This window comes from Streptococcus sp. 2579 (assembly GCF_013277195.1).
Lineage (GTDB): Bacteria > Bacillota > Bacilli > Lactobacillales > Streptococcaceae > Streptococcus.
Window position 1 is genome coordinate 221,884 of record NZ_VMMM01000003.1, and the last position, 23,700, is coordinate 245,583.

The following is a 23,700-nucleotide window of genomic DNA, read 5'->3' on the forward strand; positions in this document are numbered from 1 at the left end:
TCCATTACAGATTATTCAATCACTTGTCCTGCTTCTTTTAGAACAGATTCAGGAATCGTAATACCTAGCTCTTGTGCCAATTTTTTGTTAATTACTGACTTACCAGTTGAAAATACATTGACTGGAGTATCCGCTGGTTTTGCACCTTTCAAGACTTGTGCAATCATTTTACCAGTTGCCACACCAAGGTCATGTTGGTCAACTACAACTGATGCCAAACCACCTACTTCTACCATAGCTGTCGCACTTGGATAAATTGGTTTCTTAGAACTTTGATTGCTAGAGACAACCGTTGGAAATCCTGATGCAATGGTGTTATCAATCGGAACCCAAATAGCATCTACCTTGCTAGTCATAACAGTGACAGTTGAGGCAATTTCATTTGTTGAAGGAACTGCAAATGTTTCCACTGTCAGACCTGCTTTTTCAGCATAAGCCTTAAATTCTTCGACCTGTGTTTTTGAATTGTCTTCGCTACTTGAGTAAAGAGCTCCGATTGTTTTCACATTCGGTGTCAGAGCCTTGATGAGTTCAACTTGTTGTTGAGCTGGATTGTGGTCAGATACCCCTGTAACGTTGCCACCTGGTTTTTTCAAATCTTTAACCAAGTTAGCACCAATTGGGTCTGTAATAGCGGCCATGATAACAGGTAGGTCTTTTGTGGCACTAGCTAAACCTTGAGCAGCTGGTGTTGCAATACCAACCACAAGGTCATTTCCATTTGCAACCAATTGTTTACTCATTGTCGCAACCTTACTTTGGTCACCTTCTGAGTTCATAAAGTCGATCTTCAACTGGTCATCTTTATATCCTTCTTCAGCAAGTCCAGCTTGAATCCCTTTATAAATCAAATCAAGGGATGGATGGCTCACAAATTGAAGCACACCAATCTTGGTTATTTTCTTCTCATCCTTATTATTCTGAGATTCTGGTTTATTCATTGAAGAGTAAATCAAGCTTCCTGCTACTAAGACTGCTAAGGCAGCGACAATTCCAATTAAACGTTTATTTTTCATTCTGTTTCTCCTTTTTAATTCCTTTAAAATACTTCACTTATCTAATACTCTTCGAAAATCTCTTCAAACCACGTCAGCGTCGCCTTACCGTAGGTATATGATACTGACTCTGTCAGTTCTATCCACAACCTNNGGCTAGCTTCCTAGTTTGTACTTTGATTTTCATTGAGTATAAACAAGCGACGCCATCGTTTTCTTTCCATACTAACCTCCATCAAAAAAAGTCCTCACACAAAAAACTTGTGTGAGGACGTCGATGCGCGGTACCACCTCAATTATAGGGAATTTCCCTATCGCTCTGTCTCGCAATAACGAGATGCACTGTAAGGTGTGCTCACCGAATTTTTATGATTTCAAATTCTAAATAACATTCAGCCCAATTTTCATCATCGCCACTTATCTGTTTTCAGCTACCACAGACTCTCTTGAAAGTTTGTACGATTACTTTTCTGAATGGTTAAATTATATCATTTTTAAACTACTTGTCAATAGTCTATTAGAATTTTTTTCATCTTCACTTTTGAAAATGATTAGCCTGAATTACGCAATCCTGTTGCAATTCCGTTGATGGTGATATGAATCAATCGTTCTTGATCACTGGACAATTCTCCACGACGTTGGCGTTTGATCAACTCCAACTGAATATAGTTGAGAATATTAAAGTAAGGCATACGGTAATCCAGACTAGCTTTTAGATATGGATTGTCAGCTAAGAGTTCGTCATGTCCTTCAATAGCCAGGATAACGTTCTTAGTAACTTGCCATTCATTTAAAATAGTCTCATAGATGGCCTTAACTTGCTCGTCTTCACAAAGTTTAGCATATTCAAAAGCAATATTCATATTTGATTTTGACAAAACCATATCAACATTTGAAAGAAGCGATTGGAAGAAAGGCCAATTTTGGTACATATCTCGTAAAATAGCAATATTTTCTGGATTTTTATCGATAAATTCCTTGAAGCTTGAACCAACCCCGTACCATCCAGGGAACATAACACGACTTTGTGACCATGAGAATACCCAAGGGATGGCACGCAAACCACCGATTTCAGTAATCGTCTTACGGGCAGCTGGGCGAGAACCAATGTTAAAGCTTGAAATAGCCTTGATTGGACTTGACTCGAAGAAATAATCATAGAAATGCTCATTACCAAAGACCAAATCACGGTAGATATCGTAACTACGGTCCACTACTTGATCCATAATGGCTTCATAACGATTTGAGGTATTGGTATCGCTCTTCTTCTGAGTAATCATACGGTTAATAGCTGCCGATACTAGCATTTCAAGGTTATAGTAAGCAGCGTCTTTATTACCGTATTTATTGCCAATTACTTCACCCTGCTCCGTCAAGCGGATACGATCCTTGATAGACTTGAGCGGTTGAGATGTGATGGCTTCATAGGTTGGCCCACCACCACGACCGACAGTCCCACCACGGCCATGGAAGAAGGTAACCTTAACGCCAAATTCATCTCCAATAGCAGTCAATTGTTGTTGAGCCTTGTAGAGGGTCCAACATGATGACAAGTAACCGCCATCTTTATTACTGTCAGAGTAGCCCAACATGATTTCTTGATAGTTATTACGTGAAGCAATCCATTTTTTGGCAAGAGGAAGAGAAAGATATTGTCTCATTGTTTCCTCTGAATGATCCAAGTCTTCAATTGTTTCAAAAAGGGGAACAATCTGAACACGCGCCCTTTCCGTATCCACCAGTCCTACTTCTTTTAATAGAATAGCTAATTCTAGCATATCAGAAAGGCTGGTTGCATGTGAAATGATGGTCTGACGGATGACATCATCTCCCAACTTATCTTTCAAAACACGAGCCGTCTTAAAAATAGCTAGTTCTTTTGCTAATAATTCTGATTTCTCTGCGTGAGTCGCAGAAAGAATTCGGGGATCTTCTTCTAACTCTTTCAAGAGAAGGTCACATTTTTCTTCTTCGCTCAACTCGCTATATCGAGAATGAATTCCTGCTGATTTCAAGAGTTCTGCCACACAGGCTTCATAGACGCTAGAGTCTTGTCGCATATCAATTGATGCTAGGTAAAAACCAAATATCTCTACTGCCTGCAATAATTCCACAAAATCACCTGAAATCAAGGACTCGCTCTTATTTTCTAGTAGAGAATCTCGAATGGCAATCAAATCCTTGTAGAAATCATTGGCGGTTTCATAACGAGTCCCAACTTCCTTATCCTCAATCAGATAGGTTTTTGTTGCTTGGATTTTTGATTGAATATCAAACAAGGCACGACGGTAAAGCTCTTTTTCGCGGTAAATCGAGTTATCCTTGGATTGACGAGCCATTTCTCTGACTTGCTTACTTACATTGACAATGCTAGTTGAAAGAGAAAACTCACGATAAAGTTGGTAAATCTTTTCATCATAATAGTTCATGATGACTTCACACTGAGTGAGTGCAGACTGTTTCAAGGTATCTGCTGTAACAAAGGGATTACCATCACGGTCTCCACCAATCCACATACCCATGGTGATTGGCTTAGCCTGTTTTAAATTCAACCCATGTGCTTGCGCTAAGCGCTTATACTCCGTCGTCAAGTGAGGTACAGCTTTCAAAAAGGAGCTGTTGTAATATTCCATAGCATTCGTGATTTCGTTAGTCACTTTTAATTTTTTCTCACGAATCATGTCTGTCTGCATAATAATTTCGATGTAACGACGCAAATCATTGTGCCATTTTTCTTTATTGATCAACCCCAACTTAACATCACGGTATTTACGCAAAAGACTATGAATATGATTTGTTAAATCCAACATACTTTTGCGTTGCACTTGTGTTGGATGGGCTGTCAAAACAGGGACAACATTCAAGTGTTCAAGAATTTCAACGGCATTTTCTTTTTCAGCAACCATTTTGATCGTTGTAGATAATTTACCTAAATAGTCCTGATCAATATTATTTTGATGATTGATTTCATAAGCTAAATCCACATCCTCTGAAATATTAATCAAAAGAGGTAAGATTGAAAAATAGCGTGAAATATAGACCATTTCATCATTTGATAAGCTAGTCACTAGACGGTTTAGACCTTGATAATCTTCCTGCGTTGATAATTCTTTCAACTGCATGATTTTTTCAAAGGTCTCTGGGGCAAGCATATTTTTAGTAATATCTTCCAGCAATTCTGTTAGAATCAATACTTCTTCTTGCACAACACTTTTATTACTATAATTTTCTAATTTTTGAAGAGACATAGACTATCCTTTCTTTATTCTACTTCACAGAAGGTTCATTGGTTGATTTTCCAATTCTCGGTACAACTTAGCGCGTTTTTCACTGGCATCAATATTTAAGACAAAGGCCACTGCCACTGACAAGACTAGAAGACTGTTTCCACCCTGGGATAAGAAGGGAAAGGTTACTCCTGTAGATGGAATCAAGCCCGAAATCCCTCCGATATTGACAAATACCTGAACCAACATCATCCCTCCGACACCGAGTGCAACCATGGCATTGAAAGGATTCTCCGCTCGGATACCGACCAAGATAATCCGCAAAATCATGAAAAACAAGAGAGCTAAAATCAGACTGGCACCAACAAAGCCAAATTCTTCAATCACGATAGAAAAGACAAAGTCTGTATGAGCTTCTGGTAAATAACCTCGTTTTTCAATCGAATTCCCAAGACCTAGACCAAACCAACCGCCATTGACCATGGCAAAATAAGAATTAGATAACTGGTGACCCGCATCCGCACGATCGGCAAAAGGATTAAAAAAGGCACTAAAGCGCTTGGCCACATAGCCAAATACTGGAATTTTTGAAAAGGTCTCAACACCGATTAGGCTGATAGTGGTCAAGACAAAGACAGAAGCGGCAGATACGAGCGCCAGAATGGTTGAAAACCAACGATAAGCGATTCCACTAACTGTATACATAATCAAGGAAACCAATACTAAAATAGTCGCATTTCCTAAATCAGGGAAAATTCCCAAACTTCCAATCAGAACCAGGAGAACGAATCGCCAATCATTAAAAGCACGGGGAAGCCATTGATTTTGAGTCAAAACTTGAAAATCATAAATAGCTATTTCTTCTTGCTGTTTGGAGAATCGGTGAGCCAAATACCAAATAATAATGATTTTTAAGTACTCAGCTGGCTGAATAGTTACTCCTGCAACCGAAATCCAACCGTATGCCCCGTTCACGGAAATACCAATAAAACGAGCCAAAAACAATAAAACCATTTCTATCAATATAACTAAAATGATTAGTCGCTCATTTCTCAAAAAATCTAGTCTCAATTTATAAATTAAGGCAATCAGTATCAAACTAACAATCCAAAAGATTCCTTGATTTCGAACCAATTGCAAGGCGCTCTTGCCTTCTTCAATTAAAATAGCGCTGGTGGTCGAATAGACCACAATCAAGCCCAAAATAGATAAAAGCAAGTAGGGAATCAAGATGGAATAATTTAATAAGTGCCTCTTACTAATCTTCATAGTATCACCACTCTACTAGGATACAGACAAATCTGTTCCAAATTCCGTTTTATTTTCTAGTTTTGATTGCTATTATACCATTTTTTCAGAAAGAAAAAAACTCTTACCTTACAATCCTTCGAATTTTACTGTTTTTTATAATTAGGGCAGAATTTGAAATCGTAAAACCATTTTGAATAAGAGTTGCTTCAACCCATTGACTCCGATGGATTAAGTTGCTTTCGTGAATACTAAAATCAGCCGCAATTTGTTCATAAGTGCGCTATTCTCGCATGTATTGAATAGTTACCTTGAGGAGATAGTCTAGGCTTAATTTGGGTTTTCGTCCACCTTTTGCGCGTTTACGTTGATAAGCTGTTTTTAACACAGCTAACATCTCTTCAAAAGTCGTGCGCTGAACACCTACAAGGCTCTTGAAACGGCTATCGCTTAATTGCTGACTTGCTTCAGAATTCATAGTTTTATTGTATTATATTTTGTTTCGCAGAAAGTCTATTATTCCTTTCGTTCAAAGGTTTTTACGCTTTTAGCAACAAGCTTACACACTGAGCGTTTCGGACTTACCGTATCGTTTCGTCGGTTTTCCTCTTCATTCTACGAGTCCTATCGAATGGGAGAACATTTACTTCTACTTCGCTGATACCTCAGCTTGTACAAGCAGTGATACTGCCTCAACATGGTAAGTCTGCGGAACTCAAAAGGTTTGGGGAACCTTTTGAGGATTAACTACGTTTCTCTAACAAACTTACACATTCGACATGATGCGTCTGGGGAAATAGGTCAACCGGCTGTACTTTCTTCAACTCATATCCCAACTCTTGGTAGAGTTTGATATCACGTGCCATAGTTGCGACATTACAAGAAATATAGGCAATGCGATCAGCTCCTGTTTGGCTACTTGCCTTGATAAAGCTTTCGGTTAAGCCCTTGCGTGGAGGATCAACCAAGATAACGGTTGGTTCTATTCCATCTTTAAGCCAAGTCTTCATAGCATTTTCAGCTGTGTCGCAGACATAGTAGGCGTTAGTAATGCCGTTCAAGCTAGCATTTTTCTTGCTATTTTCAACCGCTTCTGGAATGACTTCAACACCATAAACTTCTTTGACATGTTTAGCAACAGAGAGGCCAATTGTTCCAATACCAGAATAAGCATCGATAACCACATCATCTGCTCTTAATTCAGCAAAGTCAATGGCTGTTTGATAAAGTTTTTCAGCCATTTCAGTATTGACTTGGTAAAAAGCGGGTCCAGCGATTTGGTAGTCATTTCCCAACATTTGGTCGGTAATATAGTCTTGTCCATAAAGTGTGCGCCATTCCTTACCAAAAATAGCATTAGTGTTCTGGTCATTGATATTTTGCATAACAGACACAATATCTGGGAACTGCTTGATTAGTTGTTCAATCAATTGCTCTACACGAAAAATCTTCGGACGAGTGGTCACCAAAATAACCATGATTTGTCCTGAATAGTGTCCACGACGTACCACAAGATTTCGAATCAAGCCAGATTGTTCCTTTTCATCATAAGGTTTCAGGTCATAACGACGGAGCAAGTCACGTAGAGCTACTACTACCTCATCAATCACAGGATCTTGGATAAAGAAATCTTCCAGAGGCATGAGGTCGTGGGAATTCTTACGGAAAAATCCTGTTTCTAAGATAGCATTAACACGACGAACAGGGACCTGTGCTTTGTTGCGGTACTTGACTGGATTTTCCATACCAAGCGTCTCAGCAACCTCTACATCAGCAATTCCAGCAATCTTGTATAGACTGTCCTTGACTTGCTTAGTTTTAAACTTGAGCTGTTCTGGATAAGAAAGGTGTCCTAAATCCGCGATTCCTGAACGCAGGTAAGCCAAATCTAGATCTTGATTACGGTGTGGTGACTGGACAAGGTATTTTTCAACTTTTCCAAAGCCAATCTTTTTATTGACCTTGAGGACACGCATGAGAATTTTTTCACTCGGTAAAGCATTCTCTACAAAAAAGACCAAACCATCCACCTTGGCCACTCCTGCACCTTCATGGGTCAAGTCAACAATTTCAACTTCTACAATATCATTTTTCTTTAACATTCTCTTCTCTTTCTATTGGCCGACAAAAAAGACGGCAACGTTACGGTTACCATCTATTATACCATGATTTTTCTTAAGAACCAAAACTCTTGAAGAAGTTGACAATGGCTTGCCAGAGGGAGCTTAAGAAGTTCCCACCGTCCTCTAGCGCCTTATCCGCATCAAAATTAAGGTTGATATTTTTAAAACTGTCGCCAGCTTGTGAAACAATACTTTGTTTAAGGTCATTTAGGGTTTTAGTGAAATCTGCATTGCTGAGGATATCACTCTTTGAGAGATTCAAAGCAAAATTGATGATGATATTGATTTGGTTTCCTGTTATAACCTGATCAAGTTTGTAATTTTTCAAGGTATCTTCAACAATTTTACGGACATCTTCCTCTGTCAGATTTCCCTTGCTTTCTTTAGCTTTGGCGAGTCCTGACTTGATATCGGCTAGGGCAACGTTTAATTTATTAGCATCATAGCCTGATTTGTCCTTATTTTCAGCATTGATATCTGACAAAGCCTTTAGCTCTTCTTGAGCCAAATCTTTATTGGCCTGCGGCACCTTGGCTCCATTAGCTTCTAGCGAATAATAAATCCCTGCTAAGGCACTCTCACCTGTAACTGGAATGGGTGCTGCTACAGTGATTTTGGCATGTTCCACTCCCAGCGTTACGGCTGCGTTTCGGTACATATCCTGCGTCACCTTAGTAATGTTTTCTGGAGTTTCAATCTTGACCTCAAGTGGTGATTTGTCACCTAGTTTTTGAATCTTGGCTGATGAATACAATTGTAAGCTAGAGTCATTGGCAACATTCATAATCTTAGAATAGACATCAGGTGTCATGGTCTTGAGTTCTTTTGTATCTGTTGAGGCATTGTAGCCTAGTTTTTTAAGGGTTTGATTTTTTTGATCTTCAGACAATGAAGAACCTAGGACATATTCAGGTTGGACATAGGTTTCATCGATAACTTTTTGAACATCTGTTGCTGCATGGGCGCTATTCATAGCTGTTACTGCCCACAAGACCGCAGCACTGGTCAGAAAGAGTTTCTTTCTCATAGGGAATTCCCTCCTTTACCTTTCTAGAGTAATATATCTATCTTAAAGAAAACTTATAACAAAAACACCTGGATTAGCCAGATGTTGAAAAGAGAGTGAAACATTTGATGATGTAAAGGTTGAGTTGCACCTGTCTAGAATAATAATAGTTTCCTCCATTTACATAGAGTTCGGCTCCATGAAAAATGGAAATGGGGTGAATATAACTATAAGTCTTTCCAGTGGTATTGCCAAGCAAGGGGGCAACAGTCTCACGAGAGTACTGTTTGGCCAGAGCCAAGGTATTTTCCTTGCCATTTTGTGCGATAAAATCGATATAGGCAGGACCAAAATTATAGGCTTGAACAGCTGTCCAGACATCTACCCCCTGCTTCTGGGCTAGATAGAGATTGTCTGTCAGAGTTTGAACGCCTTGCCGAATGCTAGAGGCATTATCATTGATGGTGTTGGTGGAACCACTTGCAGACTCACTAGACTGCATAACATCGCCTTCTTTTCCTTTTGTTTCGGTATAAATCATAGCGAGCACAAGCTCTTCGTTTGCTGGGGTGTCTTTTTCACTCAAGATTTCTCGCACCATGGGTTGATAGGTCATGACTTGCTTGACATCTTGATGAACGCGGTAAGCTTTGTAGCCAGCAAAAAGGAAGACTGCTAGTACAAGCACTCTTCGAATTCGTTTAAACATTATTTACTTTGGATATCCTCGATATTTTTGATTAAGATAGAGTAAGTTCCATTGTCGTTTTGGATAAACTCAACAGACTCGGCGTCTTGATAGACGTTATTGGGAACGATGAGCTCAATTCCATTTGACAAGGAGAGTTTTTGATTTTCAAATTTCTTTAACTGGCGACTGGCATCAATTTCATCAAATTGAACAGGCTCTGGTACAGCTTCCTTGACTTGATCAATAAAGCTCAAACGAGCCGTCAGATTATTATCAAAAAGGTCGTTAGCCAATTTCTCAGGTGACAATTCATTGCTTTCTTCTAGATTGTTGAAAATCGCTGATTTGACCTTGGATTGAAATTGAAAGTCATCTGTGTTAAAAGTCTCAGCAATTCTCTGGGCCGTTTTTTCCAGTTCTTTGATAGATTTCTTAGGAGAAATCTTAGGGGCGACAGCAAGAAGATTATCTGAAAAGTAATTCAAAAAAGTCCCGTTGTACTTGATTCGTTTTTCAATCAGGTGGTACTTGCGACTCTGAAGATTGACCACCAAGGCCTCGTCAGCACCCGTCCCAAATCCAGGCAGGTTATTCTGAGTTAGCTTGATTGGATTATCAACTTCTCCACCGAGGTGGGTCAAGGTCTCCCGCAGGGCAATTCGCAAGAAAGCAAAATGTTCTACACCTTCTTTAGAAAATTGCGCAAAAATCAAGTCATTGGTCTTGAGATTTTCTGAAATGCTGAACTCCTCTTTCCAGAGATTAGCTAGTGCTACTGATGTCTCCAACAAATCGTCTGTGATATGATTGAAGAAGGGATTTTCTTCCTCGAAAATCCCAGTCTTGGCTTCATCTGAATACACACGTTCAATTTTTTTACGCAGGTATTCTTCGATTTTTGGAGTAATATTGAGAAGCTTATCCGCTAGAAACAGCTCGGTATCAGCCGGACTGAACTGGTGAATAATGGCTTTCTTAATATAAATGTCCATAAAAGTTTTAGTCCTCGTATAATGGGAAGGCGTCTGTCAACACTTTGACTTCACTTCTCACTTCTTCTAAGACAGCTTCATTTTCTGCATTCTTAAGGGTTTTAATGATGAGTTCAGCCACTTTGCGACTTTCTTCTTCACCAAATCCACGTGCAGTAATGGCTGCTGCTCCGATACGAATACCACTTGTCTTGAATGGTGACAAGGTTTCGTAAGGGATTGAGTTTTTATTTAGGGTAATATTGACTTCATCCAGCAAGTTTTGGGCAACTTTGCCATTTTCTACAACCTTAGTCACATCCACTAGGAAGAGGTGGTTTTCAGTTCCGCCAGAAATGATACGGAAATCAGGGTCTTGCAAGAAGACATCTGCCATAGTCTTGCTGTTCTTGATAACATTAGCAGCATATTCCTTGAAGGCTGGATCCAAAACTTCTTTGAAGGAAACAGCTTTAGCCGCCACAACGTGCTCCAAAGGACCACCCTGAATACCAGGAAAAATAGCTGAATTGATTTTCTTAGCTAAGTCTTCATCATTGGTCAAAATCAAACCACCACGAGGGCCACGAAGGGTTTTGTGGGTCGTTGTTGTCGTGATGTGAGCGTATGGTACTGGGCTTGGATGTAGACCAGCAGCAACCAAACCAGCGATATGAGCCATATCTACCATAAGTTTAGCCCCAACAGCGTCCGCAATTTCACGGAATTTTGAAAAGTCGATAATTTGAGAATAGGCTGAAGCACCTGCTACGATTAGTTTTGGTTTGACTTCTTGGGCTTGTTTCAAGATAGCATCAAAGTCCAAGAGTTCTGTTTCAGGATCCACACTATAAGAAACAAAGTTGTAGGTTTGACCTGAGAAACTAACTGGAGCTCCGTGGGTCAAGTGTCCACCTGCTGCTAAATCCATCCCCATAACGGTATCACCTGGCTCAATCAAGGCCATGTAAGCCGCACAGTTAGCTTGGCTTCCTGAGTGAGGTTGGACATTAGCGAATTTAGCGCCGAAAATTTCTTTTGCGCGTTCAATGGCAAGAGTCTCTACCACGTCTACCACATCCGTTCCACCATAATAACGGCGGCCTGGGTAGCCTTCGGCGTATTTATTCGTCAAGATAGACCCTTGAGCTGCCATAACAGCCTTGGAAACTACGTTTTCCGAAGCAATCAACTCGATATTGTTTTGCTGGCGTTCTTCTTCTTTGGCAATAGCATTCCAGAGATCAGCATCGTATGCTTTAAAATCATCTTTATCAAAAATCATAGGTCTTCTCCTTTATTGTGTGACTAGTCCATTAGTTTAATTTTCTTATTAGAAAATCAAACTAAAAGATGCGAATAAACCGTTTCTGCACTTTATCACAAGTATAACCAACTTTTTCATAAAATGCATGAGCTCCCAGACGATGATCGGCAGAGTTTAAACGGATAAACCCATAACCACGTCTTTTGGCTTCTTCTTCCAACCCTTGTAGTAAACTTTTACCAATACCTTGACCTTGCGCTTGAGGTGAAACTGCTAAGGCTAAGATATTAAATCCTGCTTTGGAATAGAGTGATTCGTAAACTTCAGCGTGGACATATCCAAGCAAGGCATGACTAGCTTCATCCTCATAGCCAAGTAGAAAATGATGTGAATTCTGAGATAATCTAGCTAATTGACTAGCCGTTTCATCTGGACTAAAAGAATAACCCAAAGCCTCTTGGTTGATGTCACATATAGCTTTCACATCTGTTTCTTGCAAATCTCTTAGCATTTCATGCCTCCTCAAAAGAAATCTCTGGCAACCGAGTAAGAATATCTTCTCGCTTAATCGCCCCTTGGCGTAAGATTTTCACCTTGTCTCCAGACAAATCTATAATAGTTGAATCCTGTCCAGTTAGAAAAGCATCGTCTTCCAGACCCAGAACTTCTTGGTCAAAATCCTTCAGAATTTGTTCAAAGGTCACTCCACTTGCCTGACCTGAAATATTGGCAGACGGCCCAATCAAAGGACCTGTCTCTCGAATCAAATCAAGCGTGATAGGATGACTTGGCATCCGAAATCCAACAGTTGCAAGGTCAGAATTGACCCAATAGGGAACTCGGTCATTAGCTTCGAGAATAATGGTCAAGGGACCTGGTAAAAAGGTCTCGACAAGTTTTTGTAGATAAGTTGGCTGATTCTTTGAAAAGTGTAAGATATTCTCTAAAGAGGCAATATTGAGATTGAGTGCCTTGTCTCTAGGACGACGTTTGAGCTGGTAAACATGGTCAACTGCTTTTTCGTCTAGCGCCTTGGCAAAAAGACCATAAACCGTCTCTGTAGGCAGAACGACTGCTCCGCCCTTTTCCAACTCTTGTCTAATCCTGTCCATCATCAACCACGACCATCCTATCTTGACCAAATTGGTCCTTGAGTGTTCGTACTCGCTTTTCAGGAAGATGTTTCCTAAAAAGTTCAGGAACACTTTGACCTTGCTTGTATCCAATTTCAAGGTAAATCTTACCACCATCTTTGAGATAGTCTTTTGCATCTTCCGCAATTCTACGGTAAATAGCTAGGCCATCCTCATCTGCAAATAGAGCTAGATGAGGCTCCGAATGCAAAACATTCAAGCCGACCTCTGACTCATCTTCACGAGAGATATAGGGTGGATTGGAAACAATTATATCATATTTTTCAGAAATTTCTGTAAAACAGTCAGATTTTTTTAAAAATATTTGAAGATTTTGATTTTTAGCATTTTCGCTGGATACATCTAAAGCATCTTGGGAAATATCTGCTGCTGTCACTGACCAATCTGGTCTGTTTTTTGCTAAGGCGAGAGCAATAGCTCCACTACCTGTTCCAATATCCAGAACTGAAAAATTCGTCTCAGGATTTTCAGCTAGGATAAGCTCAACCAATTCCTCTGTCTCTGGACGAGGGATCAATACTCGTTCATCCACTTTTAGCTGCATTCCATAAAAATCTGCCTGTCCAATGATATACTGTGCCGGTTTATGAGCTGCTAACTGTTGAAAAATTCCTTTTACAAATTGTTTTTCTTCCTCTGTTACCTCTTTCTGGAGGGCAAAAACAAAGTCTGTAAAAGATAGATTTTTCAGGCTACGATAGACAAAAGAGAGGCTTTCAGCTTCCTCTCCTTGTCTTATCAATTCTTCTTCAAAATCTGAAAATAATTGAGCTAATTTCATTATTTGTTTAATTCTTCTAATTTTTGTGTTTGGTCATAAAGAACCAAGGCATCCACAACTTCGTCCAATTTACCAGACAAAATGGTATCTAGTTTTTGGAGAGTCAAGCCGATACGGTGATCTGTGACACGGTTTTGTGGGAAGTTATAAGTACGGATTCGTTCTGAACGGTCACCAGTACCGATTGTTGACTTACGCTCAGCGTCTTGTTCGTCTTGTGCAATCTGAGCAAAGTGGTCAGCAACACGCGCACGAATGATTTTCATGGCTTTCTCACGGTTCTTCTGCTGGGTACGTTCTTCCTGCATCTCAACCTTGATATTGGTTGGCAAGTGAACTATACGAACGGCAGTCGCAACCTTATTGACGTTCTGTCCACCAGCACCAGAGGCGTGATAGATGTCGACACGAAGGTCTTTTGGATCAATGTCGTATTCAACCTCTTCAACTTCTGGCATAACAAGAACTGTCGCTGTCGAAGTATGAACACGGCCTTGACTTTCTGTCACAGGGACACGTTGCACACGATGGGCTCCAGACTCATACTTAAGTTTAGAGTATACAGATTGACCAGAAACCATGGCAACCACTTCTTTGAAACCACCGACACCATTCATAGAGGCCTCCATGACTTCAAAGCGCCATCCTTGGGCTTCCGCATACTTTTGATACATAGTTAGAAGGTCTCCAGCGAAAAGTGCTGCTTCGTCTCCTCCAGCTGCTCCACGGATTTCTAGGATGATATTCTTGTCATCGTTTGGATCCTTTGGAAGGAGTAAAATTTTGAGTTTTTCTTCGTATTCTTCTTTTTCAGCCTTGGCATCTTTGAGCTCTTGTTTGGCCATTTCTTCCAAGTCCGCATCTCCGCTTGATTCCTTAATCATCTCTTCAGCGTCAACGATGTTTTGAAGGACTTGTTTGTACTCACGGTAGGCTGTTACGGTATCACGAGTTGAAGCTTCTTCTTTTGAAAGCTCCATGAAACGCTTTGTGTCCGAAACCACATCTGGGTCACTGAGCAACTCTCCTAATTCTTCATAACGGTCTTCTACAGCTTGTAGTTGATCATAGATGTTCATTTTTCTTCATTCTCCTTATTGATTTCAGGGGCAAAATAATGTTTACGGCAAACCGAGATATAGGTTTCATTACCACCAATCTGAATCTGCTCACCATCATAGACTGGTAGTCCATCCTGTGTACGCAAAACCATAGTTGCCTTTTTCTTACAATACTGACAGATGGTTTTAATCTCATCGATTTTATCTGCTAAAAGCAAGAGATATTTTGAACCTTCGAATAGTTCATTGCGAAAGTCGTTTTTCAAACCAAATGCCATAACGGGTATGTCTAACTCGTCTACAACACGAGCTAGGTCATAAACATGATGACGTTTGAGAAACTGGGCTTCATCGACCAAAACACAGTATGGTTTCTCAGGTAAATCTCGGATAAATCCAAAAATATCTGTTGACTCCTCAATTGCAATGGCAGAGCGTTTCATGCCAATACGACTCGACACATAGCCAACACCGTCACGAGTATCCAGAGCCGAGGTCATAATCACAACACTTTTTCCCTGCTCCTCGTAGTTATAGGCCACCTTGAGAATCTCGATTGTCTTTCCAGAGTTCATGGTCCCATAACGATAATACAACTGTGCCATGTTTCTTGCTTCACGTCCATTTCTAAATTTTTGCTACATTCTAGTATATCATAATTTTCTTAAGCTTTAAACGGCAAAATGTGGTAAAATAGAAGAAATCAAAAACTAGTGGAGGAAGCTATTATGCCATTTGTACGCATCGATTTATTTGAAGGACGCACGCTCGAGCAAAAGAAAGCTCTTGCTAAGGAAGTGACGGAAGCTGTTGTCCGTAATACTGGAGCCCCTCAATCTGCTGTCCATGTCATCATCAACGACATGCCAGAAGGAACTTACTTCCCACAAGGGGAAATGCGCACCAAATAAGCTAGCTTAAGCAGAATTGCTTAGGCTTTTTCAATCTCCAAGTAACATCCATTGAAGAAATAGCCTAAATTTGTTACAATTTGAAAGGATACTTGGAAAAATTTCTAAGAAAAGAGCTATTTATTAAAGGAAACATTATGATTACACGTGAATTTGATACCATCGCTGCTATCTCTACTCCACTAGGTGAAGGGGCTATTGGTATTGTCCGCTTGAGCGGAACAGACAGTTTTGCTATTGCGCAAAAGATTTTTAAAGGAAAAGACTTGAGTCAGGTTGCTAGCCATACCCTTAACTACGGTCACATCGTTGATCCTCTGACTGGTAAAGTCATGGACGAAGTCATGGTTGGAGCCATGAAATCTCCAAAAACCTTCACTCGTGAGGATATTATCGAAATCAACACCCACGGTGGGATTGCGGTGACCAATGAGATTCTCCAGCTAGCTATCCGTGAAGGAGCTCGATTGGCTGAACCTGGTGAATTTACTAAACGTGCCTTCCTAAATGGACGTGTGGACTTGACTCAGGCTGAAGCCGTTATGGACATCATCCGTGCTAAGACAGACAAGGCCATGAACATTGCAGTTAAGCAATTAGACGGCTCCCTTTCTGATCTTATCAATAATACCCGTCAAGAAATCCTCAATACGCTTGCCCAAGTCGAGGTTAATATTGACTATCCTGAGTATGACGATGTTGAGGAAGCCACTACTGCTGTTGTCCGTGAGAAGACTATGGAGTTTGAGCAATTGCTAACCAATCTCCTTAAGACAGCCCGCCGCGGTAAAATCCTCCGTGAAGGAATTTCCACTGCTATTATCGGACGCCCAAACGTTGGGAAATCTAGCCTCCTCAACAACCTCTTGCGTGAGGACAAGGCTATCGTTACAGATATTGCTGGTACTACTCGAGATGTCATTGAAGAATACGTCAACATCAACGGTGTCCCTCTCAAATTGATTGATACAGCCGGTATCCGTGAAACGGATGACATCGTGGAACAAATAGGTGTTGAGCGTTCGAAAAAAGCCCTCAAGGAAGCCGACTTGGTTCTACTGGTGCTAAATGCCAGTGAACCACTAACCGCCCAAGACCAACAACTTCTTGAGATTAGCCAAGATACAAACCGTATTATTCTTCTTAATAAAACCGACCTGCCAGAAGCGATTGAAGCTTCGGAACTACCTGAAGACGTTATTCGTATTTCAGTCCTTAAAAACCAAAATATCGATAAGATTGAAGAGAGAATTAACAACCTCTTCTTTGAAAATGCTGGCTTAGTTGAGCAAGATGCTACCTACTTGTCAAATGCCCGTCACATTTCCTTAATTGAGAAAGCAGTTGAAAGCCTACAAGCTGTAAACGAAGGTCTTGAACTGGGGATGCCAGTTGATTTACTTCAAGTTGATTTGACTCGTACTTGGGAAATCCTCGGAGAAATTACTGGGGATGCTGCTCCTGATGAACTCATCACCCAACTCTTTAGCCAATTCTGTTTAGGAAAATAAGAAAAATCCATGATCGTTCTTGCGGTCATGGATTTTATTGTCTTATTAGTAATCTGGTCTTAAAACCCCTGTTACAGTTGCCTTGGTTGCTTCGTAGTCGCCATCTACGACAACCTTGATAATGCGTTTAGCATCTTCTTCTGGTGCTGGAACAAGAGGTAGACGAGTTGGTCCAGCTTCAAATCCCATGTAGTTCAAAACTGCCTTAACTGGAGCAGGACTTGGATAAGAGAAGAGGGCATTGACCTTAGGAATGAATTTACGTTGAATAGCTGCGGCTTTCTTCATATCGCTTTCTGCAATGGCAGTAAACATCTCGTGCATTTCATCCCCATTTGTATGAGAGGCAACAGAGATAACCCCATCCGCACCAAGGTTCATGGCATGGAAAGCATCTCCATCTTCACCTGTATAGACCAAGAACTCTTCTGGCTTATGCTCAATCAAGTAAGCCATATTGGCAAGACTGGTACATTCCTTAACACCAATGATATTTGGATGGTCAGCCAAGCGAAGCATGGTTTCTGGAGTCAATTCCACAACCACACGACCTGGAATATTATAAATGATAATAGGTAAGTCAGAAGCGTCTGCAATAGCTTTAAAGTGCTGGTACATTCCTTCTTGAGAAGGTTTATTGTAGTAAGGGACGATTGCAAGTCCAGCAGCAAAGCCACCAAATTCTGCTACTTCTTTGACAAACTCGATAGAGTCACGCGTATCATTGGTACCTACACCCGCAATCAAAGGAACTCGTCCATTGACAATCTTTTGTACAGCCGCAAACAGTTCCAACTCCTCATCGTGGGTCAAGGTTGGACTCTCAGCAGTGGTCCCTGCAAGAAGAATTCCGTCAGTATGATGCGCCAACAAATGCTCAATCAAGGCTGGAATAGCATCAAAGTTGATGGAACCATCCTCGTGAAAGGGGGTAATAAAGGCTGTGATGATTTTACACTCTTTTAAATCTTTATAAGACATGAAAACACCTCTCTATTTCAAAGAAGGAGTTCATCTGAACTCCTAAATTATATGACTATTTTAATTCAAATTTCAATTCAGCTGTTGGACGAACCAATCCACGTTCGTGCAAAGTTTCAGCAATCTGAACTGAGTTCCAAGCAGCACCTTTGAGAAGGTTATCTGAAACAACCCACATGTGAATTCCTTTTTCTGCATCCAAGTCTTTACGGATACGACCAACAAAGGTATCACGTGAACCAACTGCATTGATGGCTTGCGGATAGATTTGATGAGCTACATCATCTTCAAGAACAGCGCCTGGGAAGGCTGCGATAGCTGCTTTGACTTCTTCTATTGGAGCCACTTCTTTTGTTTCGATGTAAACAGACTCAGAGTGAGCTGACAAGACTGGAATACGCACACATGTTGCAGATACTGCAATGCTATCATCTTCCATGATTTTCTTAGTTTCCTTGGTCATCTTCATCTCTTCGTATGTGTAATCATTGTCAGTGAAGACATCGATTTGTGGAAGAGCGTTAAAGGCGATAGGATAGTGTTTCTTGTCACCACCTGAAGGCAAGATTTCGGCATGCAAATCACGTGGTTTCACTCCGTCATTCAAGACCTCACGAAGCTCACGTTGTGTCTCAAGAATTGCTCCCATACCAGCACCTGAAACGGCTTGATAAGTTGAAACAATGATACGGTCCAAGCCCCATTTTTGGCGAACTGGCTCAAGAGCCACCATCATTTGGATTGTTGAACAGTTAGGGCAAGCAATAATCCCGTTGTGGGCATCAAGTGCGTGAGCATTGACCTCTGGAACAACCAAAGGAACATCTGGATTTTGACGGAAGTAAGATGTATTATCTACTACTACTGCGCCAGCTTTCACTGCGTATGGTGCATACTTAGCTGATGTAGAACCACCTGCTGAAAAGAGAGCAATATCAACTCCTTCAAAAGCAGTTTCAGTCGTTTCTTCAATCGTAATATCTTGGTCTTTAAATTTCAAAGTCTTACCTGCTGAACGTGCAGAAGCAAGTAAACGAATTTTATCAATTGGAAGTGTTGATTCTTCCAACATTTTTATCATCTGAGCACCGACAGCACCTGTCGCGCCGACTACAGCAACTGTATATCCCATAAATAACCTCTTTCGGAATTTTCTAAAAATTTCTATAATAGAAGTATTATACTACTTTTTCCATGAATTGCAAAGCTTTTTCATCATTTTTTGGAAAATAAAAAGCCCCAGTCGTTAGACCAGGGACTAAGAGGCATCTTCATGTGATGAGCAGGTTCACACAACTCATCAAGGTCCGCTCCTTCGTTATGACCTCCTTATGCTCAATAGTAGTCCGAAGACTACCTATCGACTCATCGCATCTACTATTCTACTAAAGAGAATGACTTTTGTCAACAGACGAAACTCTTTAGTTTTATTTACACAGGTGCATAAGCAGTATCTTTGAAAAATTTGGGGCAGACATAACAAAAACCCTTGTCAATCAAGGGTTTTACTGTATATTTAATGCTAATTGCCGGGATTGAACCGGCGACCTCATCCTTACCATGGATGCGCTCTGCCAACTGAGCTAAATCAGCTTACTTGAAAAGTATACTATAATCAGAAAAACTTGTCAAGTTTCCTTAGAAATTTTCTATAAGAAAAAGCCAGGTAAAGGCTACCTAGCTTGTCCTGTTCTATTTGCTTAAATCGATTCGACGACCAATTTTACCAATAATAATCGCTCCAATAATCAATGAGGCAAATTCACCGATTCCTGTTGTAAACCAAGTAAGGAAGAATGGTAATTCTGCTACAATATTTAACTCTGCAGCGATAGTAAACATGGAAATTGAAAAGAGGATTGAAAAGAAGAAATGATCTTTTCGAATCAATCCGTTAAAGAGGTAATCCTTACTATATTTTGCAAAAAGCCAAACACCTAAACTAAGGAATACTAGGGTTGATCCACCACCAACAAAGACATCTAGCAGTCCGAAGCTAAAGAAATTAGCAATCATACAACCGATGGTAACTCCGATGATGTACTTAGGATTGTAAAAAGCCATAAAGTTCATCATTTCTGAAATACGAAACTGATAAGCACCATAGCTAATGGCATTTAGGGGCGGTGTGACAGTCAAAACGACATAAATAGCAGCAACAATTGCAATGTCTGCAACATCACGAATAGTTAATTTTTTCATCTTTTCTCCTTTGGCGGTTATCCGCGTGTAATATGCTTGGTGAAAGAAGCTAAGCACCAAGGGTTGCTTTATTCAACCTTACTAGTATAGCACAATAGCCTGCTTTATGCTATACTTAAAGCATGAAAAAACCTATTCAAAAATTTTTTAACAATGAAATCTTAGCCTATCTCTTTTTTGGCCTTGCAACAACTCTAGTTTCGATTCTCTCACGACTAGTCATTTATCAACTAAGTCATCAGGAACTCCTTGCTACTGCCTTAGCAAATATTATTGGTATCTTATTTGCCTTTATCACAAATGATACGATTGTATTTAAGCAAACAAGGAAGAATCGGCTTATTCGTTTAGTGAAATTTTTTCTTGCCCGCCTTTCTACTTTTCTGTTAGATTTGCTCTTTACTTTTCTGTTTGTGACTCAATTCCCTCATATCATAGGGCAATTCGTAAATGAAAACATTGATAAGATAAATGCTATTGAAACAATAATTGCACAAATACTCATTATTATCATCAATTATATCTTGAGCAAGGTCTATATTTTTAGAAAATAATGCTCCATTTATGAGCCTTTTAATTGCCTTCTATAATGATTTAGGATACAATGAAACACGAAACGTTGAAAGGAAAACAGTATGTTAAAAAATCTAAAATCATTCTTGCTTCGAGGAAATGTTATTGACCTTGCTGTCGGTGTTGTCATTGCCTCTGCTTTTGGTGCTATCGTTACTTCACTTGTAAACGACATTATCACTCCTCTTATTTTAAATCCCGCTTTGAAAGCTGCTAAAGTCGAACGTATCGCTCAACTTTCTTGGCATGGAGTCGGCTATGGTAACTTTTTAAGTGCTATTATCAATTTTATCTTTGTGGGTACCGCCCTCTTCTTTATTATCAAGGGTATTGAAAAAGCACAGAAGCTGACTGGCATAAAGGAAGAAAAAACTGCCGAAAAAAAACCAACTGAATTGGAAGTACTTCAAGAAATCAAAGCCCTTCTTGAGAAAAAATAATCGTTTAAAAGGATCTAGCACAAAGCTAAATCCTTTTTCTTTACTCTTTTGGTAATTTACCTGCTTTCTCAAGCATTTTTTTGATAAGATAAGGCATCTTAACATTCTCTCGACCTTTTTTCTCAATCAGTTTTTTCACAAATTCTGGCATTTGTAAATCTTGAGATTCAGCCAAAATATTTTTCGTCTCGTCTGAAGGAACTAACTCATCAAAGGTCTCTTCTTCTGGGAGAAATTCCTTAAACTCTTGATGTTCATTGGCTCTGACTGTATTGACCAAGGCATCAATCAAGCGAGAATCCGTATTTGGCATTGGTGGTCGATGGTAGTTCACACCCAATTCTTGACACAAGTCATAACATTCCACATCATTATCAAACAAGACCTCAATGTGCTCACTGATAAAGCTGATTGGAACAAAGATATAATGGTCTGGATGTTCTGTCTGTTCTCTGAGATATTCTAATACATCTGGCTTAATCCATGGAATCCCAATATCACTCTCACTTTGCCAAGTATTAGTATATTGTTCGGAACTCAAACCTAGTTTTTCAGCAACTAACTTGCTATTTTCAAAAATTTGGTCAATATAAGGGTCACCAAAATCCAAGGCAAAAATGGGCACACTATGGGCTGAAAAGATGACTTTAAAGCTATCCTGCTTTACTTCTTCTTTTAAAATATTAGCAATTTCATCTGCCCAATAGTTTAAGAGCGCTTCTTCCTGATACCAGTCCTTAATGACCAAAAATTGAATTTGTTTGCTTTCTAAAAATTTCTCATAACCCATGACAGAGTAAAAAGAATAATGAGGCTCCAAAATCAAGCAAATACACTGTTCAATACCGTATGCTTCCATCTGACCAATCACATCTGGAATAAAAGGTCTGGAAAATTTATTGGCAAAATAGACACTATATTCATTTCCCAGTCTAGCTTCTACCAAGGCAACTTCTTCACGAGTAATTCTTTGCAGAGGCGTGCCCCCAATTCGTACATAATTATCATAGAGAGTTTGAATTTCGTGGTCTTGAGGCCTCACTCCGCGACGAATATTTGTGAAAAAATCAGCCACACCTTCAAAGGTAATCTCTTCTGGCGAACCGAATGTCATCATTAAAATTGCTTTTTTCATAACTGCTTCCTTGTGATATTTTTATCAAATTTATTTTATCATGAATCCACTGATAAGTAAACGCTAACATAGCAACATTCACAATCTTTTGTTTTTCTCTTCTTTCTATGATACAATGGAAAAAATGAATTCAAAAGGAGTTTTTTATGACTTATCCAAATCTCTTGGACCGCTTCTTAACCTACGTTAAAGTCAACACGCGCTCTGATGAACACTCTACTACTACTCCAAGTACACAGAGTCAGGTTGACTTCGCAACCAATGTTCTGATTCCTGAAATGAAACGTGTTGGATTACAAAATGTTTATTATCTACCAAATGGTTTTGCGATTGGTACCTTGCCAGCCAATGATCCATCTTTAACACGTAAAATTGGCTTCATCTCCCACATGGATACTGCTGATTTTAATGCCGAAGGAGTCAATCCACAGGTAATTGAAAACTACGATGGTGGTGTGATTGAACTTGGAAATTCTGGTTTCAAACTCGATCCAGCTGACTTTAAGAGTCTTGAGAAATATCCAGGACAAACGCTCATTACAACCGATGGAACAACCTTGCTAGGGGCTGATGACAAGTCCGGAATTGCTGAAATTATGACAGCCATTGAATATCTGACTGCCCACCCTGAAATCAAACACTGTGAAATTCGTGTTGGTTTTGGTCCAGATGAAGAAATCGGTGTTGGTGCTAATCAATTTGATGCAGAAGATTTTGATGTGGATTTTGCCTACACAGTTGATGGTGGCCCACTAGGTGAGCTTCAATACGAGACGTTTTCAGCAGCTGGGGCTGAATTGCATTTCCAAGGACGCAATGTCCACCCTGGTACTGCCAAAGGTCAGATGGTCAACGCCCTTCAGCTAGCAATTGATTTTCACAATCAACTTCCAGAAAAGGACAGACCTGAGTTAACGGATGGTTACCAAGGTTTCTATCATCTAATGGATGTAACAGGTAGCGTTGAGGAGGCAAGTGCTAGCTACATCATTCGCGATTTTGAAAAAGATGCCTTTGCAGCGCGTAAAGCAACTATGAAGTCTATCGCTGATAAGATGAATCAAGAACTTGGGAGCGACCGTGTCACTCTCAACTTGACAGACCAGTACTACAATATGAAAGAAGTCATTGAAAAAGATATGACTCCAATTACCATTGCTAAAGCCGTTATGGAAGATCTAGGTATCACTCCTATTATCGAACCAATCCGTGGAGGGACAGACGGCTCTAAGATTTCCTTTATGGGAATCCCAACCCCTAATATCTTTGCTGGTGGCGAGAATATGCACGGTCGTTTCGAATACGTTAGCCTTCAGACTATGGAACGTGCAGTTGATACCATCATTGGTATCGTAGCTTATAAAGGCTAAAAAGACGAGGTAGCTCAGCTACTTCGCCTTTCTTTTTATTCTGCTGGTTTTTC

Annotated in this window: 22 protein-coding genes, 1 tRNA gene, 1 pseudogene, 1 riboswitch and 1 other annotated feature; of the genes and pseudogenes, 5 read left to right on the plus strand and 19 right to left on the minus strand. The window is 40.0% G+C overall.

All coding sequences use genetic code 11. From position 1 onward, the window contains the following. Window positions 1–11: 11 nt before the first annotated feature. The 14 genes and pseudogenes from trpX to HT725_RS02015 form a co-directional block, all read right to left on the minus strand. On the minus strand, window positions 12–1,016 hold the full coding sequence (gene trpX / locus HT725_RS01950; RefSeq protein ID WP_173252950.1) for a tryptophan ABC transporter substrate-binding protein: 1,005 nt from the start codon (window positions 1,014–1,016) through the stop codon (window positions 12–14). Window positions 1,017–1,259: 243 nt separating this feature from the next. Next, window positions 1,260–1,477 (minus strand) — a binding site (T-box leader). Window positions 1,478–1,546: 69 nt separating this feature from the next. Next, entirely contained in the window at window positions 1,547–4,243 is a 2,697-nt protein-coding gene (gene ppc, locus HT725_RS01955) for a phosphoenolpyruvate carboxylase (RefSeq protein WP_173252953.1), read from the minus strand. A gap of 24 nt (window positions 4,244–4,267) precedes the next feature. Continuing rightward, window positions 4,268–5,491 carry an FtsW/RodA/SpoVE family cell cycle protein gene (locus tag HT725_RS01960; RefSeq protein ID WP_061439109.1) on the minus strand — a complete coding sequence of 408 codons (1,224 nt, stop codon included), beginning with the start codon at window positions 5,489–5,491 and terminating at the stop codon, window positions 4,268–4,270. A 142-nt stretch (window positions 5,492–5,633) separates the two neighbouring features. Then, window positions 5,634–5,948: pseudogene (locus HT725_RS01965) on the minus strand (transposase family protein); the annotation flags it as partial. A gap of 265 nt (window positions 5,949–6,213) precedes the next feature. Continuing rightward, on the minus strand, window positions 6,214–7,572 hold the full coding sequence (rlmD, locus tag HT725_RS01970; RefSeq protein ID WP_173252955.1) for a 23S rRNA (uracil(1939)-C(5))-methyltransferase RlmD: 1,359 nt from the start codon (window positions 7,570–7,572) through the stop codon (window positions 6,214–6,216). A gap of 73 nt (window positions 7,573–7,645) precedes the next feature. Further along, window positions 7,646–8,620, minus strand: a complete 975-nt coding sequence (locus tag HT725_RS01975) for a DUF1002 domain-containing protein (protein WP_042751122.1) — start codon at window positions 8,618–8,620, stop codon at window positions 7,646–7,648. A 73-nt stretch (window positions 8,621–8,693) separates the two neighbouring features. After that, window positions 8,694–9,308 (minus strand): cell wall hydrolase Pmp23, encoded by a 615-nt coding sequence (pmp23, locus tag HT725_RS01980; RefSeq protein WP_004254352.1) that lies wholly within the window; start codon window positions 9,306–9,308, stop codon window positions 8,694–8,696. Continuing rightward, window positions 9,308–10,282, minus strand: a complete 975-nt coding sequence (locus tag HT725_RS01985) for a nucleoid-associated protein (protein ID WP_173218354.1) — start codon at window positions 10,280–10,282, stop codon at window positions 9,308–9,310. The genes pmp23 and HT725_RS01985 overlap by 1 nt, the downstream gene beginning before the upstream one ends. Window positions 10,283–10,289: 7 nt before the next feature. Beyond that, window positions 10,290–11,546, minus strand: a complete 1,257-nt coding sequence (gene glyA, locus HT725_RS01990) for a serine hydroxymethyltransferase (RefSeq protein WP_173252958.1) — start codon at window positions 11,544–11,546, stop codon at window positions 10,290–10,292. Window positions 11,547–11,607: 61 nt separating this feature from the next. Next, window positions 11,608–12,039 (minus strand): GNAT family N-acetyltransferase, encoded by a 432-nt coding sequence (locus HT725_RS01995; RefSeq protein WP_101506923.1) that lies wholly within the window; start codon window positions 12,037–12,039, stop codon window positions 11,608–11,610. 1 nt (window position 12,040) lies between these two features. Then, window positions 12,041–12,643 (minus strand): L-threonylcarbamoyladenylate synthase, encoded by a 603-nt coding sequence (locus tag HT725_RS02000; RefSeq protein ID WP_173252960.1) that lies wholly within the window; start codon window positions 12,641–12,643, stop codon window positions 12,041–12,043. Further along, entirely contained in the window at window positions 12,627–13,463 is an 837-nt protein-coding gene (gene prmC, locus HT725_RS02005) for a peptide chain release factor N(5)-glutamine methyltransferase (RefSeq protein ID WP_101506921.1), read from the minus strand. The genes HT725_RS02000 and prmC overlap by 17 nt, the downstream gene beginning before the upstream one ends. Beyond that, window positions 13,463–14,542, minus strand: coding sequence for a peptide chain release factor 1 (prfA, locus tag HT725_RS02010; RefSeq protein WP_001028819.1), 1,080 nt, complete (start codon window positions 14,540–14,542; stop codon window positions 13,463–13,465). Before prfA ends, prmC begins: the two co-directional genes overlap by 1 nt. Next, the gene (locus HT725_RS02015) at window positions 14,539–15,129 is read right to left on the minus strand and encodes a thymidine kinase (protein ID WP_000068157.1); all 591 of its coding nucleotides are present in this window, start codon (window positions 15,127–15,129) and stop codon (window positions 14,539–14,541) included. Before HT725_RS02015 ends, prfA begins: the two co-directional genes overlap by 4 nt. Window positions 15,130–15,252: 123 nt before the next feature. On the opposite strand from HT725_RS02015, the gene HT725_RS02020 reads away from it, so the two are divergent. Both HT725_RS02020 and mnmE read left to right on the plus strand, forming a co-directional pair. Beyond that, window positions 15,253–15,435, plus strand: a complete 183-nt coding sequence (locus HT725_RS02020; protein WP_001117401.1) for a 4-oxalocrotonate tautomerase — start codon at window positions 15,253–15,255, stop codon at window positions 15,433–15,435. A gap of 137 nt (window positions 15,436–15,572) precedes the next feature. Continuing rightward, the gene (gene mnmE / locus HT725_RS02025; protein ID WP_173252961.1) at window positions 15,573–16,946 is read left to right on the plus strand and encodes a tRNA uridine-5-carboxymethylaminomethyl(34) synthesis GTPase MnmE; all 1,374 of its coding nucleotides are present in this window, start codon (window positions 15,573–15,575) and stop codon (window positions 16,944–16,946) included. A 45-nt stretch (window positions 16,947–16,991) separates the two neighbouring features. Here the strand turns inward: mnmE and dapA are convergent, their stop codons facing one another. The 4 genes from dapA to HT725_RS02045 all read right to left on the minus strand — a co-directional run bounded on the left by dapA (window position 16,992) and on the right by HT725_RS02045 (window position 20,129). Beyond that, a complete protein-coding gene (gene dapA, locus HT725_RS02030; RefSeq protein ID WP_112443646.1) occupies window positions 16,992–17,927 on the minus strand; it encodes a 4-hydroxy-tetrahydrodipicolinate synthase in 936 nt (311 codons plus the stop codon). Window positions 17,928–17,982: 55 nt separating this feature from the next. Further along, window positions 17,983–19,059, minus strand: a complete 1,077-nt coding sequence (locus HT725_RS02035; protein ID WP_000542462.1) for an aspartate-semialdehyde dehydrogenase — start codon at window positions 19,057–19,059, stop codon at window positions 17,983–17,985. A 388-nt stretch (window positions 19,060–19,447) separates the two neighbouring features. Then, window positions 19,448–19,520, minus strand: a tRNA-Thr gene (locus HT725_RS02040). Between the two features lie 99 nt (window positions 19,521–19,619). Further along, window positions 19,620–20,129: a QueT transporter family protein gene (locus HT725_RS02045; RefSeq protein WP_000737071.1), complete on the minus strand. Its 510-nt coding sequence runs from the start codon at window positions 20,127–20,129 to the stop codon at window positions 19,620–19,622. After that, a riboswitch (PreQ1 riboswitch) is annotated at window positions 20,127–20,223 on the minus strand. It overlaps the preceding gene by 3 nt. A 28-nt stretch (window positions 20,224–20,251) precedes the next feature. Here HT725_RS02045 and HT725_RS02050 point away from each other — a divergent pair. Both HT725_RS02050 and mscL read left to right on the plus strand, forming a co-directional pair. Beyond that, the gene (locus HT725_RS02050) at window positions 20,252–20,683 is read left to right on the plus strand and encodes a GtrA family protein (RefSeq protein WP_173218339.1); all 432 of its coding nucleotides are present in this window, start codon (window positions 20,252–20,254) and stop codon (window positions 20,681–20,683) included. 81 nt (window positions 20,684–20,764) lie between these two features. Then, complete coding sequence (gene mscL, locus HT725_RS02055; RefSeq protein ID WP_000916790.1) at window positions 20,765–21,142, plus strand: large conductance mechanosensitive channel protein MscL; 378 nt, start codon at window positions 20,765–20,767, stop codon at window positions 21,140–21,142. Between the two features lie 40 nt (window positions 21,143–21,182). Here mscL and hemH read toward each other — a convergent pair whose 3' ends face one another. Next, complete coding sequence (hemH, locus tag HT725_RS02060; RefSeq protein WP_166736674.1) at window positions 21,183–22,277, minus strand: ferrochelatase; 1,095 nt, start codon at window positions 22,275–22,277, stop codon at window positions 21,183–21,185. Window positions 22,278–22,423: 146 nt separating this feature from the next. On the opposite strand from hemH, the gene pepT reads away from it, so the two are divergent. After that, window positions 22,424–23,647, plus strand: coding sequence for a peptidase T (gene pepT, locus HT725_RS02065; protein WP_166736673.1), 1,224 nt, complete (start codon window positions 22,424–22,426; stop codon window positions 23,645–23,647). Window positions 23,648–23,700: the final 53 nt, after the last annotated feature.

Bases quoted from the DNA above. Each gene is read 5' to 3' on its own strand.
- HT725_RS02050 (WP_173218339.1), top strand. From the start codon at position 20,252: ATGAAAAAACCTATTCAAAAATTTTTTAACAATGAAATCTTAGCCTAT.
- HT725_RS01995 (WP_101506923.1), bottom strand. From the start codon at position 12,039: ATGCTAAGAGATTTGCAAGAAACAGATGTGAAAGCTATATGTGACATC.
- pmp23 (WP_004254352.1), bottom strand. From the start codon at position 9,308: ATGTTTAAACGAATTCGAAGAGTGCTTGTACTAGCAGTCTTCCTTTTT.
- hemH (WP_166736674.1), bottom strand. From the start codon at position 22,277: ATGAAAAAAGCAATTTTAATGATGACATTCGGTTCGCCAGAAGAGATT.
- pepT (WP_166736673.1), top strand. From the start codon at position 22,424: ATGACTTATCCAAATCTCTTGGACCGCTTCTTAACCTACGTTAAAGTC.
- ppc (WP_173252953.1), bottom strand. From the start codon at position 4,243: ATGTCTCTTCAAAAATTAGAAAATTATAGTAATAAAAGTGTTGTGCAA.
- glyA (WP_173252958.1), bottom strand. From the start codon at position 11,546: ATGATTTTTGATAAAGATGATTTTAAAGCATACGATGCTGATCTCTGG.
- HT725_RS02035 (WP_000542462.1), bottom strand. From the start codon at position 19,059: ATGGGATATACAGTTGCTGTAGTCGGCGCGACAGGTGCTGTCGGTGCT.
- prmC (WP_101506921.1), bottom strand. From the start codon at position 13,463: ATGAAATTAGCTCAATTATTTTCAGATTTTGAAGAAGAATTGATAAGA.
- HT725_RS01960 (WP_061439109.1), bottom strand. From the start codon at position 5,491: ATGAAGATTAGTAAGAGGCACTTATTAAATTATTCCATCTTGATTCCC.
- rlmD (WP_173252955.1), bottom strand. From the start codon at position 7,572: ATGTTAAAGAAAAATGATATTGTAGAAGTTGAAATTGTTGACTTGACC.
- trpX (WP_173252950.1), bottom strand. From the start codon at position 1,016: ATGAAAAATAAACGTTTAATTGGAATTGTCGCTGCCTTAGCAGTCTTA.
- dapA (WP_112443646.1), bottom strand. From the start codon at position 17,927: ATGTCTTATAAAGATTTAAAAGAGTGTAAAATCATCACAGCCTTTATT.
- HT725_RS02015 (WP_000068157.1), bottom strand. From the start codon at position 15,129: ATGGCACAGTTGTATTATCGTTATGGGACCATGAACTCTGGAAAGACA.
- HT725_RS02045 (WP_000737071.1), bottom strand. From the start codon at position 20,129: ATGAAAAAATTAACTATTCGTGATGTTGCAGACATTGCAATTGTTGCT.
- prfA (WP_001028819.1), bottom strand. From the start codon at position 14,542: ATGAACATCTATGATCAACTACAAGCTGTAGAAGACCGTTATGAAGAA.
- HT725_RS01975 (WP_042751122.1), bottom strand. From the start codon at position 8,620: ATGAGAAAGAAACTCTTTCTGACCAGTGCTGCGGTCTTGTGGGCAGTA.
- HT725_RS01985 (WP_173218354.1), bottom strand. From the start codon at position 10,282: ATGGACATTTATATTAAGAAAGCCATTATTCACCAGTTCAGTCCGGCT.
- HT725_RS02020 (WP_001117401.1), top strand. From the start codon at position 15,253: ATGCCATTTGTACGCATCGATTTATTTGAAGGACGCACGCTCGAGCAA.
- mscL (WP_000916790.1), top strand. From the start codon at position 20,765: ATGTTAAAAAATCTAAAATCATTCTTGCTTCGAGGAAATGTTATTGAC.
- HT725_RS02000 (WP_173252960.1), bottom strand. From the start codon at position 12,643: ATGATGGACAGGATTAGACAAGAGTTGGAAAAGGGCGGAGCAGTCGTT.
- mnmE (WP_173252961.1), top strand. From the start codon at position 15,573: ATGATTACACGTGAATTTGATACCATCGCTGCTATCTCTACTCCACTA.